Origin of the sequence: Pseudonocardia lacus, from assembly GCF_018531445.1 — a bacterium.
Lineage (GTDB): Bacteria > Actinomycetota > Actinomycetes > Mycobacteriales > Pseudonocardiaceae > Pseudonocardia > Pseudonocardia lacus.
In genome coordinates, this window is record NZ_JAHDTH010000016.1 from 13,050 (window position 1) to 26,136 (window position 13,087).

Annotated in this window: 11 protein-coding genes; 5 read left to right on the top strand and 6 right to left on the bottom strand. The window is 72.9% G+C overall.

What is annotated here, in order from left to right; translation table 11 throughout:
- Positions 1–19 precede the first annotated feature (19 nt).
- Together boxB and boxC are read right to left on the bottom strand one after the other, a co-directional pair.
- Complete coding sequence (gene boxB / locus KIK08_RS05785) at positions 20–1,432, bottom strand: benzoyl-CoA 2,3-epoxidase subunit BoxB (RefSeq protein WP_214401948.1); 1,413 nt, start codon at positions 1,430–1,432, stop codon at positions 20–22.
- Between the two features lie 8 nt (positions 1,433–1,440).
- Positions 1,441–3,150, bottom strand: a complete 1,710-nt coding sequence (boxC, locus tag KIK08_RS05790) for a 2,3-epoxybenzoyl-CoA dihydrolase (protein ID WP_214401949.1) — start codon at positions 3,148–3,150, stop codon at positions 1,441–1,443.
- A gap of 173 nt (positions 3,151–3,323) precedes the next feature.
- Here boxC and KIK08_RS05795 point away from each other — a divergent pair, with 173 nt between their 5' ends.
- Positions 3,324–3,932, top strand: coding sequence for a hypothetical protein (locus KIK08_RS05795; RefSeq protein ID WP_214401950.1), 609 nt, complete (start codon positions 3,324–3,326; stop codon positions 3,930–3,932).
- 6 nt (positions 3,933–3,938) lie between these two features.
- Here KIK08_RS05795 and KIK08_RS05800 read toward each other — a convergent pair whose 3' ends face one another.
- Positions 3,939–5,531, bottom strand: coding sequence for a benzoate-CoA ligase family protein (locus tag KIK08_RS05800; RefSeq protein WP_214402006.1), 1,593 nt, complete (start codon positions 5,529–5,531; stop codon positions 3,939–3,941).
- Between the two features lie 133 nt (positions 5,532–5,664).
- On the opposite strand from KIK08_RS05800, the gene KIK08_RS05805 reads away from it, so the two are divergent.
- Positions 5,665–6,801 (top strand): NDMA-dependent alcohol dehydrogenase, encoded by a 1,137-nt coding sequence (locus KIK08_RS05805; RefSeq protein WP_214401951.1) that lies wholly within the window; start codon positions 5,665–5,667, stop codon positions 6,799–6,801.
- 116 nt (positions 6,802–6,917) lie between these two features.
- Positions 6,918–8,759 (top strand): AAA family ATPase, encoded by a 1,842-nt coding sequence (locus KIK08_RS05810; RefSeq protein WP_214401952.1) that lies wholly within the window; start codon positions 6,918–6,920, stop codon positions 8,757–8,759.
- A 21-nt stretch (positions 8,760–8,780) separates the two neighbouring features.
- Here KIK08_RS05810 and KIK08_RS05815 read toward each other — a convergent pair whose 3' ends face one another.
- Positions 8,781–9,464, bottom strand: coding sequence for a helix-turn-helix domain-containing protein (locus tag KIK08_RS05815; protein ID WP_250556385.1), 684 nt, complete (start codon positions 9,462–9,464; stop codon positions 8,781–8,783).
- A gap of 70 nt (positions 9,465–9,534) precedes the next feature.
- Between KIK08_RS05815 and KIK08_RS05820 the strand changes: the two genes are divergently transcribed.
- Positions 9,535–10,335, top strand: coding sequence for a PIG-L family deacetylase (locus KIK08_RS05820; protein ID WP_214401953.1), 801 nt, complete (start codon positions 9,535–9,537; stop codon positions 10,333–10,335).
- Here KIK08_RS05820 and KIK08_RS05825 read toward each other — a convergent pair whose 3' ends face one another.
- Positions 10,336–11,079, bottom strand: a complete 744-nt coding sequence (locus KIK08_RS05825) for a hypothetical protein (protein ID WP_214401954.1) — start codon at positions 11,077–11,079, stop codon at positions 10,336–10,338.
- Entirely contained in the window at positions 11,076–12,320 is a 1,245-nt protein-coding gene (locus KIK08_RS05830; protein WP_214401955.1) for a polymorphic toxin type 30 domain-containing protein, read from the bottom strand. The genes KIK08_RS05825 and KIK08_RS05830 overlap by 4 nt, the downstream gene beginning before the upstream one ends.
- Positions 12,321–12,449: 129 nt before the next feature.
- On the opposite strand from KIK08_RS05830, the gene KIK08_RS05835 reads away from it, so the two are divergent.
- Positions 12,450–12,974: a pyridoxamine 5'-phosphate oxidase family protein gene (locus KIK08_RS05835; RefSeq protein WP_214401956.1), complete on the top strand. Its 525-nt coding sequence runs from the start codon at positions 12,450–12,452 to the stop codon at positions 12,972–12,974.
- Positions 12,975–13,087: the final 113 nt, after the last annotated feature.

Genomic DNA, 13,087 nt, shown 5'->3' on the forward strand with positions numbered 1-13,087 from the left:
AGGACAACACCAATCCTGATTACGCCAGGTGGACGTACTCGTAGTCGACGGGCTTGTCGTTGATCCCGTTCGTCGGCGGCGCGATCCAGCCGGCGATCTTGCCGGGCTCGTACACCGGCCGCATCAGCGAGCGCACGTGGGTCTTGTCGGCCTCGGTGGGCAGCCACTGGTCCTTCTTCGCCGCCCACGCGTCGGGCCCGACGACGTCGCCCTTCGGCGTGACGTGGTGCTCCCGGAACTGCCCGACCTCCCGGTTGAACCCGACGTGGGGCAGGTAGAGCCGGTGGGTCAGGCCCGACTTCTCCAGGATCCGGTTCCAGCGCTTGAGCCCGGTCTGGCAGTCGGCGATGTACTCGCGGCGCAGGTCGTGGTTCAGCGCGAGCAGCGCGGAGATCTCCTCGGTGGCCACCTGGTTGTCGCGCACGACGTCGATGAGGGCGGCGTCCTCGGTGAGCCGGTGGTCGTCCTTGCGCCGCTCCTCCTGCCAGCGGCCCTTGAGCCCGGCGGTGAAGTAGTTGGCCGCGTTCGTGGAGCGCTCGGAGCCGAAGAGGTCGAGCGAGACCGAGTAGTGGAAGTTGACGTACTTCTGGATCACGTCCAGCGGGATGCCGCCGTGCGGGGCGATGTCCTCGGTGTCGTGCTCGCGCATCAGCTCCACGGTCCGCGTCACCACCCGGTCGATGCCGGTGGTGCCCACGAACATGTGGTGGGCCTCCTCCTTGAGCATGAACTCGCAGGTGCGGCTCAGCGGGTCGAAGGCGCTCTCCTTCAGCGACCCGAGCTGGTACTTGCCGTCTCGGTCGGTGAAGTAGGTGAACATGAAGAACGACAGCCAGTCGGGCGTCTCCTCGTTGAACGCGCCGAGCATGCGCGGGGAGTCGAGGTCGCCGGAGTTGCGCTGCAGCAGCGCCTCGGCCTCGTCGCGGCCGTTGCGCCCGAAGTAGGCGTGCAGGAGGTAGACCATCGCCCAGAGGTGGCGCCCCTCCTCCACGTTCACCTGGAACAGGTTGCGCAGGTCGTAGAGCGAGGGGGCCGTCTCGCCGAGGCGGCGCTGCTGCTCGACCGAGGCGGGCTCGGTGTCGCCCTGGATCACGATCAGGCGCTGCAGGTCGGCGCGGTACTCACCGGGCACCTGCTGCCAGACCGGCTCGCCCTTCTGCTCGCCGAAGGCGATGCGGCGGTCGTGGTTGCGCTCGGCCAGGAACACGCCCCAGCGGTACTCGTCCATGGCGACGTGCCCGAAGTGCGCCCAGCCCTCGCGGCCTACCGCGACGGCGGTGCGCAGGTAGACGTCCTCGGTGGGGACGGCCGGGCCCATCGTCTTCCACCAGGTCAGGAAGTTGGGCTGCCAGGACTCCAGCGCCCGCTGCAGCTTGCGGTCACCGGCGAGGTCGACGTTGTTCGGGATCTTCTCGCTGTAGTCGATGCTCATTTCTTCCCTCACACCCGCCTGCGGTCGAATTCGGCCCGTCGTCCCGTTCCGTAGCGGCGCAGCGCGCCGTCGGGCCCCGATGCGTTCGGTCTGATGAAGATCCAGTTCTGCCACGCGGTGAGCCGGGCGAAGATCCGCGTCTCCATGGTCTCCGGGCCGACGAACCGGTGGTTGGCCTCCATGCCGGTCAGCGCGTCCGGCGACAGCGACGCCCGCTCCTCCAGCATGATCCGGATCTCGTCGTCCCAGTCGATGTCGTCCAGCGCCTCGGTGACCAGGCCCAGCTCCATGGCCTCGACGGCGTCGATGCGGCGCCCGGTCTCCTGCTGCAGCTTCGCGACGTGGTCGTCGTCCCCGTAGAAGCGGCTGGCCAGCCGGGACAGCCCGTTGCCCATCGGGAATGCGCCGAAGTTGGACCCGGTGAGCACGATCTGGGCCGGCTCGCCCTCCTGGCTGTCCTCCTCCAGGAAGCCGTCGAGCATGTACTGCCGGTCGCAGGCCAGCGCCAGCTCCAGCAGCGCCCCGGCGAAGCACGAACCCGGCTCGATCAGCGCGACGAGGCTGCGCGAGGTGACGTCCAGGCGCTTGAGGACCCGCTTGAAGTAGTGCCGGATCTCGTTGACCAGCCAGTCGTCGCGGCTGTGCTCGGCGATCACCCGCTCGAAGGCCAGCGCGTCCTCGACGTCGCCCCTCGTCCGGATGACCCAGGTGCCCAGCTCCAGCTCGTTGGCCCGCAGCCGCAGCACGAGGTCGTCGAGCTCGCGGGTCATGGCCAGCGGCCAGAACGCCGCGCCGAGTTCGTGGACGCGCTCGACGGTGTCCGGGACGTCGCCCTCCGGGCCCAGGACGGTGATCTCGACGAGCCCGCGGTCGCGGTCGAAGGCGGCCCGCACGTGCTGGTAGCTGATGCCGTCGGGGGTCTCGGTGCGCTGCAGCGGCGGCAGGTCGATGCCGGTGGCGCCGGTGGGGCGGCTCGACCGGGCGGCGGCCTCGGCGGCCCGCCCGGCCACCTTCTCGTCCCACTGGCGCTTGGGGACGACCTCGTCGACCAGGCGCCACTCGACGGCCTGCTTGCCCCGCACGCCCTCGGACCTGGTGGCGAAGACGTCGGCGCGGTCCTTGCGGACGCGGCGCTTGTCGGTCACCCGGGTGAGCCCGCCGGTGCCGGGCAGCACGCCCAGCAGCGGCACCTCGGGCAGCGCGACGGTGGAGGAGTTGTCGTCGATGAGCATGATGTGGTCGCAGGCCAGCGCCATCTCGTAGCCGCCGCCGGCTGCGGTGCCGTTCACCGCCGCGATCCAGGTCTGGCCGGAGTTCTCGGTGGCGTCCTCGATGCCGTTGCGCGTCTCGTTGGTGAACCGGCAGAAGTTGACCTTCCACGGGTGCGGCGAGCCGGCCAGCATGCGGATGTTCGCGCCGGCGCAGAAGTTGCGCTCCCGGGCGCTGGTCAGCACGACCGCGCGGACCTCGGGGTGGGAGAAGCGCAGCCGCTGGGTGGCGTCGTAGAGCTCGATGTCGACGCCCAGGTCGTAGCTGTTCATCTTCAGCTCGTAGCCGGGGACGAGCCCGCCGTCCTCGGCGACGTCGAGCCGGAGGTGGGCGACGCCCGTGTCGGCCGCGCCGTCGAGGTCGAGGTGCCAGTGCCGGTACGAGCCGGGTTCGGCGTCGAAGGACACCTTCGGGACGGCCTCGCGGTCCGGATCGACGGTGCTCGTCATCGGGCTCCTCCAGGCGCGGCGGGGCGGACGGCCGAAACTCTACAGGTCGCTGTCGAATCGCGCTAATGCTGTCGAACGATTAATGTGCAGAGCAGTGCTCTTGACAGTGAGCGGCTGTCTCGGCAACATTGCACTCATCAGAGAGCACCGCTCTCAAACAGGAGGATCCGCCCGTGTCCACGATCACCGCCCCCGCGCCGACCGCCCGCGTGTCCGCCGGCACCGTGCCCTTCGCGGCGGCCGGTCTGCTCTTCGTCGCCTACCCAGTGCTGCGCCCCTGGGCCGACCAGGCCCCCGAGGGCATGCCGGAGGCGTTCGCCTCGCCCGCGTGGCTCGCCGGGCACCTGGCGGCCGCGGCCGGGTTCCTGCTGGTCGGCCTCGGCCTGCTCGCCCTGCGCGACCGGCTCGGCACCGCGACGGCGCGCGCCGCGCTCGTCGTGTGGTGGACCGGCGCCGCCATGACCCTCACCTACTACGGCGCCGAGACGTTCGCGCTCAACGCGCTCAGCGACCGGCCCGACCTGCCGGCGATGGCCGAGGCCATCCGGATGGGCCCGACGCAGGTCGCGGTGTTCGGCGTCGGGCTGGTGCTGCTGGCCGTCGCGGGCGTCCTGACCGCGCTGGCGCTGCGCCCGGGCTGGGTCGGGGTGCCGTTCGCGCTCGGGATGGTGCTGTTCCTGCCGCAGTTCTTCACCGGGCCCGAGCTGCGCATCGCCCACGGCGTGCTGCTGGGGGCGGGCTGCCTGCTCATCGCGGTGCGGGCAGCGCGGACCCACCGCTGACGACGGTCAGGCCTGGGCCTCGGCGACGTCGGTGGGCAGGGACGGGGGAGGGGCGACCTGGGCCGCCAGGGCCCGCAGCCGGAAGCGCTGGATCTTGCCGGTGCCGGTCTTGGGCAGCTCGTCGATCTCGATCACCCGGCGGGGGCGCTTGAACGCCGCCATCCCGGCCCGGCAGAACGCGATCACCTCGGCCTCGTCGACGTGCCGGCCGGGCCGCGGCACGATGTAGGCGACCGGCTTGTCCAGGCCGTCCTCGTCGGGCACGCCCACGACCACGGCCTCGGCCACGTCCGGGTGCTCCAGCAGCCGGGTCTCCACCTCGGCCGGGCTCACCCAGATCCCGCCCACCTTCAACACGTCGTCGGCGCGGCCCAGGCACGTGTAGCTGCCGTCCTCGCCGAGCACGTACTGGTCGCCGGTGCGCATCCACTCGCCCTGGAACACCGCCCGGTTCACCGCGGTGCGGCACCAGTAGCCGGTGCAGACCGACTCGCCGGCGACGAACAGCATCCCCGGCTCGCCGGGCCGGTCGATCACCGAGCCGTCCGGGCGGCGCAGCTCGACCCGGTAGCCCGGGACCGGGAAGCCCGAGCTGCCCGGCACGACCTTGCCGGCGACGTTGGAGATGAAGATGTGCAGCGCCTCGGTGGAGCCGATGCCGTCGAGGATCTCGAAGCCGTACTGCTCCAGGACGCCGTGGTACATCCGGGCGGGCAGCGCCTCGCCGGCGGAGATCCCGTTGCGGACGGTCGCGAACGTCTCGCGGGGGAAGTCGGCGGCCATCAGCGGCCCCCAGAAGCTGGGCCCGCCGAAGAACAGCGTCACCCCGTGCTCGGCGATCCGGTCGGCGTAGAGCCGCGGGTTCGGCCGCGAGGGCTCCAGCACCGCGCTCGCCCCGGCCGCGAGCGGGAAGAACAGCGAGTTGCCGATGCCGTAGGCGAAGAACAGCTTGGCCGCCGACAGGCAGACGTCGTCGGGGCGGACGCCGAGCACCTGCGCGCCGTAGGTCTCGGCGACGAACCGGATGTCGGTGTGGCGGTGCATCGCGCCCTTGGGGGTGCCGGTGGTGCCCGACGTGTAGAGCCACAGCGCGGGCGACTCGTCCCAGGTGGCGTAGGCCGCCTCGACGGGCGCGGCCTCGCGCAGCCGGTCCCAGGTCAGCGTGGTCACGCCGGGCACGTCGGGCGCGGTGTCGCCGGTGAGCACCAGGTGGCCGAGGTCGGGGGCGCCCTGTGCGGCGGCCACGACCGAGCCGGCGAACTCCCGGCTGCCCAGCAGCACCCGGGCCCGCGAGTCGACCACCAGCTTGGCCAGCTCGCCGCCGGTGAGCATGGTCGATGTCGGCACCGCGACGGCGCCGAGGTACATCGCGGCCAGGATCCCGGTGGCCAGCTCGACGTCGTCGGTCATGCACAGCATGACCCGCTCCTCGGGCCGTACACCGAGCGCGGCGAGCCCGCCGGCGACGCGGCGCACCTCGGCGGAGAGCTGTTCGTACGTGTGCGAGCCACGCGGATGACGCAGCGCTATCCGCTGTCCGTCGCCCTCCGCAACCCGTCGTTCGGTGAGGTACACAGCGGCGTTGAACAGCTCCGTCACGACGGCCCTCCTATGGTGGGGATGCGCGGCGCACTCTACTGCGTGACCTCCGGCGGGCCACGTTTCGTAGACCTTCCCAACGCATGCATGCGCTGCTATGAACGGCGATGACGTCGATCGAAGGAGATCAGAGATGGCAAAGCTGTCGACCCGCGGAGCGGTGATCCGCCAGGCCCCCGGCAAGTACGAGGTGGTCGATCTCGAGGTCGACGACCCGCAGGACAACGAGATCCAGGTCCAGCTGGTGGCCTCCGGCATGTGCCACTCCGACGACCACGTCGCCACCGGCGACATCCCGGTCGGCAAGTACCCGTTCGCCGGTGGCCACGAGGGCGCCGGCATCGTCACCAAGGCCGGGCGCAACAACAAGGGCCTCAAGGAAGGCGACCACGTCGTCTTCTCGTTCCTGCCCTCCTGCGGGCACTGCCGCTGGTGCGCCTCCGGCCAGCAGAACCTGTGCGACCTGGGCGCCACCCTGCTGACCGGTTCGCGCTGGGGCGACCCGAACGACTACCGCATCCACCTGGCCGAGGGCGGCGACCCGGTCGGCCAGATGTGCGGCATCTCCACGTTCCTGCAGGTGACCACGACGTCCGCCGACTCGGCGGTCAAGGTCCCCGACGACATCCCGCTGGACAAGGCCTGCCTGGTCGGCTGCGGCGTCGGCACCGGCTGGGGCTCGGCGGTCAACTCCGCCGAGGTCAAGCCCGGCCACACCACGATCGTCATGGGCATCGGCGGCATCGGCATCAACGCCGTGCAGGGCGCCGCGCACGCCGGGGCGTCGAACATCATCGCCGTGGACCCGATCGCGTTCAAGCGCGAGAAGGCCCAGGAGCTGGGCGCCACGCACGCCGTGGAGTCCATGGAGGAGGCCACCGAGCTGGCCAAGCAGTTCACCAACGGGCAGGGCGCCGACTCGGCGATCGTGACCGTCGGCGTGGTGAAGGGCGAGCACGTCGGGCAGGCCATGGCCTCGATCCGCAAGGCCGGCACCGTGGTCGTCACCGGCCTGGGCGACATCACCGAGGTCGGCGTGCCGATCGCGCTGTCCGACATCACCCTGATGCAGAAGCGGCTGCAGGGCGCGCTGTTCGGGCACTCCAACCCGAACTGGGACATCCTGCGCCAGCTGCAGCTCTACCGCGAGGGCGTGCTCAAGCTCGACGAGCTGATCACCAAGACCTACAGCCTCGACGAGGTCGCGCAGGGCTACCAGGACATGCACGACGGCAAGAACATCCGCGGCGTCATCATGTACGACAGCTGACCTTCCGCACAGCAACGTCACGAAAGCCACCGTCGGACACCTGGTGCTCCGGCGGTGGCTTTCCTGATACTGAATCCGGTGTCCGAGGCGGACGCCGGCGCGGACGAGGAGGTTCGGTGGCAGAAGCAGTGGTCGGTTTGCGGCGGGAGCGGGAGGTGCTCACCGTCGCGCTGGCGACCGGGCGGCACGTCGTGCTGGAGGGGCCGCCGGGCACCGGGAAGTCGACGCTGCTGCGGTCGATCGCCGGCGAGAGCGGCCGGCAGATGGTGTTCGTGGAGGGCAACGCCGAGCTGACCCCGGCCCGGCTGGTCGGCCAGTTCGACCCGGCCCAGGTGCTGGCCGAGGGCTACCACCCCGGGGCGTTCGTGGACGGCCCCCTGCTCACCGCGATGCGCGAAGGCGGGCTGCTCTACCTCGAGGAGCTCAACCGCATCCCGGAGGAGACCCTCAACGTCCTGATCACGGTGCTCACCGAGGGTGAGATCGTGGTCCCGCGGTTGGGCCACGTGCACGCCGACAAGGGCTTCCGGCTGATCGCGGCGATGAACCCGTTCGACGCGGTGGGCACCGCCCGGGTCAGCCAGGCCATCGCCGACCGCATGTGCCGGGTCGTGCTGGGCTACCAGGACGAGCCGGCCGAGCGCACGATCACCGGCTCGGTCACCGGCCTCGACGGCCGGGCCGTCGAGCTGGCCGTGGCGCTCACCCGGGCCACCCGCGAGCACCGCGACGTGCGGATGGGCTCGTCGGTGCGCGGCTCGATCGACCTGGCCACGATGCTGGTCGGCCTGTCCGACCTGCGCGGCGAGGGCATGCTCCGCAAGGAGACCGGCCGCGACGCCGCGCACGCCGCGCTGTCCGGGCGCATCCGGATCGCCGACGGCGTCGACCGCACCCCCGAGTCGGTGATCGACGAGCTGCTGGACAGGTTCTGGCCCGACGAGGACGGCGAACCCGGCCAGGAGTCCGACAGCGACACCTCCTCGGACGGCCAGGGAAAAGCTGACGGCCTGCCGGAACCCCCGGCAGGCTTCCAGCCCCGCTCGCGGCCCGGTCGGGAGCGGGCCGGGCGCACGACGAGCCGCCAGCAGCTGAGCGCCCGGCACGAGGGCTTCGAGGAGGTGTCGCCGGAGCTGGGCGAGCTCGACGAGCAGGCGTTCGAGGCGCTCGCCCAGCAGGACCCCGACGCCGCCGCCGCGATGCTCGCCGACCTGGCCGTGGCCACCGACGAGCAGCTGCGCGCCGCGGCGCGCCGGCTGGCCGGGCGCGTCTACCTGCGGATGGCCCGGATCGGGCCGAGCCGCTCGCGCGGCACCCGCAAGCTGGGCGCCTCCCGCAGGCTCGACGGCGACCTGGACCTCGACCGCACCCTGGACGCCTGGGACCCGGCCGGGACGCGCCGGCCCGGGGTCGACGACGTCGTCACCCGCACCTGGACCGCGCACCGGCGGGCGGTCTGCCTCGCGGTGGACATGTCCGGCTCGATGCAGGGCCTGGCGGTCGCGCTGGCCTCGGTGGCCGCCGCCGGCGTCGTGCTGGCCGACGACGCGATGGGCGGCAAGCTGGAGTCCTCGGTGCTGGCCTTCGGCCAGGACGTGCGGGTCCTGCAGGCCCGCGGGGTGCGCCGCGCGCCCCAGGAGCTGGTGGCCGAGCTGGTCGGGCTGCGCGGGCACGGCACCACCGACCTGGCCGCCGCCCTGCGGGCCGCGTCGGTGCAGCTGTCCGGCGCGGTGGCCGAGGAGAAGCTCGTGCTGCTGCTGTCGGACTGCCTGCACACCAGCGGCGACGAGCCGGCCAGCGCGCTGGCCGGGATCGACCGGCTGCACGTGCTGGTCCCGGTGGGCGGCGCGGAGGCCGAGGCGGCCGCGGCCGGCCTGGTCGGGCGCCTGGGCGGCACCAGCGGCGTCGTCCGCCGCCCGGCCGACATCGGCCCGGCCCTCACCCGCATCCTCGGCTGACCGGCCCTCGTCCGGCGGCTGTCAGGCGTGGGTGACGGCGTGGAAGCCGTCCGGGCCGACCGTGCGGGTCAGGGTGCGGACCACCCGCGCCGGGTCGTCGTCCGGGCCCGAGATGTAGGTGGGGACGCCGTCGCGGCCGAAGGTCAGCACGCTCCCGCCGGGCAGCTCACCCAGGTGCCCGGCCACCGCCGCGAAGTCGGGGTGCGGCTGGAAGCCGAGCGTGCGGGCGTACTCCACGGCGCCGAGGACGAGGTGGCGGGCCAGCTCCGCCGGCGCCTCCACCGGCTCCATGGCCTGGAAGAACATCGGGCGGAAGTCGGCCAGCTCCCGGTCGCCCATCACCATCGGGCCGAGCGCGTTCTTGACGCCGAGGCAGTACGTGTCGACCAGGTAGCCGCACACCGACAGCCGCTGCGGTCGGTCGCGCCGGGCGAGCAGCACCGAGACCAGCCCCTCCATGCCGGCGTCGGGGTCGTCGTCCCAGTCGGGGTGGTCGTCGGGGACCCCCAGCCCGGCGCTCCACCCCCGGCTGACCCACACGCCGACCAGGGTGCCGGCTTCGGCGCGGTGGGCGTCGCGACCCAGCTCGCGCACGATCCGGGTGACCTCGGCCGGACGGGCACCGGTGGCCCGGGCGATGTCCTTGGGTGAGCGTCCCTGCGACCGCAGCGCGCGGACCCGCTCGACCAGTTCGTCGTCAGCCATGACCCACAGTGGACCAGGGCGGCCGGTGCTGCCCTCGGTCGCCCCCGGCTCCGCCGGATAGCCTCCCGCCGTGGGCACCATCGTCTCCTTCCAGGCGCACCCCGACGACGAATCGATCACCGTGGCCGGCACGCTGGCCCGGGCCGCGGCGGCCGGGCACCGGGTCGTGCTCGTCTTCGCCACCCGCGGCGAGCTGGGCGAGCCGGTCCCGGGGGTGCTCGCACCGGGGGAGAACCTCTCGGTGCGCCGCGCCGCGGAGTGCTACGCGGCCGCCGCGGCGATCGGGGCGAAGCGGGTGGAGTTCCTCGGCTACACCGACTCCGGGATGAAGGGCGAGGCCACCAACGACGCGCCGCACTGCTTCTGGCGGGCCGACGTCGACCACGCCGCGCGCATGCTGTCGGTCATCCTCGACGAGGAGGAGCCCGACGTCCTGACGATCTACGACGACAACGGCGGCTACGGCCACCCCGACCACATCCAGGTGCACCGCGTCGGCAAGCGCGCCGGCGAGCTGTCGGCGGTGCCGGTGATCGCCCAGAACACCACCAACCGCGACTGGCTCACCCGCGGCATGCGGGGGATGGCGCAGGAGGAGGGCCGGGAGTTCACGCCCCCCGAGGAGCTCCCCGAGGTCGGCAAGCCGGAGGCGGAGATCACCCACCGGGTCGAGGCCGTCGACTTCGCCGACGAGAAGCGGGCCGCGATGCGCGCGCACGCCAGCCAGATCGCCCCCGACCACTTCCTGCTGGCCATGCCCGACGCGGTGTTCGCGATGGGGCTGGGCACCGAGTTCTACATCGTCGACCCGCCGGTCAACCCGGCCGCGGCCCCGGAGCTGTTCGAGGAGCTGTTCACCCCGATGCGCTGATCAGCGCGGCCGGTGCAGCGCGGCCGTCAGGTCGGCGAGGAAGCCCTCCTCGACCGGGTCGAGCCGCGCGCCGGCCAGGTGCGTCACGACCCGGTCGAGCACGCGCGCCGGCACGCTGCCCCGCTCGGCCAGCACGAGCAGCGCAGACAGCAGCACCGGCCGGGCCGGACGACGTTCCAGCTCGACGGCCCACGCCAGGACCGTCGCGACGGTCGAGGACTCCCCGGCGTCCAGGTCGCCGGCCGCGGCGTGGCCGGCGACCGCGGTCGCGGCCGCCCTGCGGTCGGCGTCGACCCCGCTGGCCAGGCCCCGCACCAGCGCCAGGCAGCGCTGGGCGCCGAGCGGGCGCCCGCTGCCGCCCGGGCTCGCGGGGCCGGGGCGGGCCAGCGCCTCGACGAGGCCGTCGTAGAAGTCGAGTTCGGCGGGGGAGACGTCCGCCCGGTCGAGCGCGGTGGTCACCAACCGCAGCGCGGCCGCCGGCGCGCGGTCGTCGGCCGCCAGGCTCTCCAGCGAGTCCAGCATGTCGGCGCGGACCAGCCCGCCCGGCGGCTCCCGGACCGCGGCCCAGGCCAGGACCCACGCGGCCGTGACGTCCTCGGTGTAGTCGAGGCCGCCACCGCCGAACCAGTCGCCGGCGACCACGGCCGCACCCAGCCGCTCCTCCCGGTCACTGCTGGTGAGCCCGCGCACCAGGGCCAGGCAGTCCGCCGCGCCGATCGTGTCGCCCTCGATGATGCGGGTCATCCGCCGTCCCCTCCCGGACCGGCCAGGTCGGCCGCGTCGGGCGCCAGCGCGGCGACGTTCGGCACCACGACGCGGTGCGACCCGGGCGCGGGCAGGCCCTGTGGGTAGGGGATGTGGGTCGCGTTCGCGGCTTCCTCCCTGTAGGCCGACGAGTTCGGGTTCTCCACCGAGTTCTTGGTGTGCTTGCCGCCCTGCGCGTCGAGGTAGTGGTTGCCGACCTTCTCCCGGTAGATCGGACCGGCGCCCGCGTTCTCGGTCGGCGGGCGGGACGGGTCGCGGCCGTGCGCCTCCCAGCGCACCTTCTTGCCGTCCGCCGGATTGATCCACTCGTAGCGCTCGCCCTTGTACCTCGGGTTTCCGAACGGCAGCCGCGTGGCGCCGTCGGGCACCATCGGCGGCTTGCCGCGGACGAACATGCGCGCGTCGTCCAGGGTGCGCACCGCCTTGTACCCCTTGACCGCGAACTTCCCCCCGGTCGCCACCCACCCGGCGACCGGCACCATCGCCGCGGCCGACAGCGCGGCGTTGAGCTCGTCGCCCTCGGCCAGGTACCAGAGGGCGTTCGCGCCGTCGGCCACCTCGCCGATGACCGGCACCAGCCCGACCACGTCCAGCACGGTGTGACCGATCGTGGACAGCAGGCCGTGGTCCTCCTCGGGAGGTGCCTCCTGGGCGCCCCATGGCAGCGCGCCGCCCCGGGCGGCGGCGTCCAGGTCCGCCGCCGTGCTGCCGAACTCGCCGGGGTCGAGGCGGCCGTCGCCGTCGTCGGCCCGGTAGGTCGTGCCCCCGTACAGCGCGTTGATCGCGTTGGCGCACCGGCGCTGCGCGTCGTCGAAGTCCGCGACGGCCGCGTTGACCTGCGACAGCATCGCGTTGCTTCGGTCCGCCTCCTCGGCGGTGGGCTCGTCGGTGACGCCGGCGACGAACGCCGAGGCATCGGCCCGCAGGGCGTCGAGCCGGTCCTGGATCACGCGCACCTCGGACGCGTAGCCGGCCAGGATCCGGCCCACCGTGGAGACGTCCTCGCCCATCGACGCGGCCGTCCGCTGCACCGGCGCCGTGCTGAGCAGCAGCCGACCGACCTCGGGTGCGTCGTACACGGGAGCGAGCTGCTGCCAGGTCGAGTGCACGCGGGCCCCGGTGTCCGCGATGCCGGCACCCGCGGAGACCAGGTCGTCGGCGTGCCGGGCGAGCGCGTCCATGTCGCCGTCGATCACCGGGATCCCGGTCGGGTCGATCATGGTTCCCCCGCTCGGCTCGTGAGCTGCGTTCCCGTCACACGGTGATCGGACGGCCACAGGTTCAGGGCCGGTCGGCGGACCGCCCAAATGGACGAAGGTCGAGAACCGCCCGCGCTCTACGGTCGCCCCATGAGCGCAGACCCCGCCCGCGAGCCGCGGGCCGAGCGCCCCCACATGCCCGACTACGGCGTCGACACGGCGGCCTGGGTGCCGCTGTCGTGGTCGTGGGCCGCGGAGAAGCTGCGCTCCGGGCGCAACTACTGGGTCGTCACGGTCTCGGGGGCGGGCCGGCCGCACGCGCTGCCGGTGTGGGGCGTCTGGGACGACACCGAGCAGCGCTTCGCCTTCTCCTGCGGCCCGCGTTCGCGGAAGGCGGCCGACCTGGCGGCCAATCCGTGGGTGTCGGTGGCCGCGGACGACACCGTCGAATGCCTGTCGGTCGAGGGCCGGGCCTCGGTGCTCGCCGATCCGGCCCGCCGGCGGGCCTGGGTGGAGCGCTACCTCGCCAAGTACGTGCCGATCGCCCCCGACCTGACCGCGGAGTTCCTCGATGCCAACCTGCTCGTGGAGATCGCCCCGCGGCGCGCGTTCGGGATCGTGGAGCGCGCGGACGAGTTCGCCGAGCGGGCCACGCGCTGGAGCTGGCCGGGGTGACGGTGACCGGGCGTGTGACGCCCGTCCCGACGGGTGGGTCCCGGCCCCCGGCCCGCGCCTTCGACGGCCAGTAGAGCTACGATCCACGCAGCTCCACCCGACCCCGCAAGGCC

Bases quoted from the DNA above. Each gene is read 5' to 3' on its own strand.
- KIK08_RS05830 (WP_214401955.1), bottom strand. From the start codon at position 12,320: ATGATCGACCCGACCGGGATCCCGGTGATCGACGGCGACATGGACGCG.
- KIK08_RS05805 (WP_214401951.1), top strand. From the start codon at position 5,665: ATGGCAAAGCTGTCGACCCGCGGAGCGGTGATCCGCCAGGCCCCCGGC.
- boxC (WP_214401949.1), bottom strand. From the start codon at position 3,150: ATGACGAGCACCGTCGATCCGGACCGCGAGGCCGTCCCGAAGGTGTCC.
- KIK08_RS05825 (WP_214401954.1), bottom strand. From the start codon at position 11,079: ATGACCCGCATCATCGAGGGCGACACGATCGGCGCGGCGGACTGCCTG.
- boxB (WP_214401948.1), bottom strand. From the start codon at position 1,432: ATGAGCATCGACTACAGCGAGAAGATCCCGAACAACGTCGACCTCGCC.
- KIK08_RS05815 (WP_250556385.1), bottom strand. From the start codon at position 9,464: ATGGCTGACGACGAACTGGTCGAGCGGGTCCGCGCGCTGCGGTCGCAG.
- KIK08_RS05835 (WP_214401956.1), top strand. From the start codon at position 12,450: ATGAGCGCAGACCCCGCCCGCGAGCCGCGGGCCGAGCGCCCCCACATG.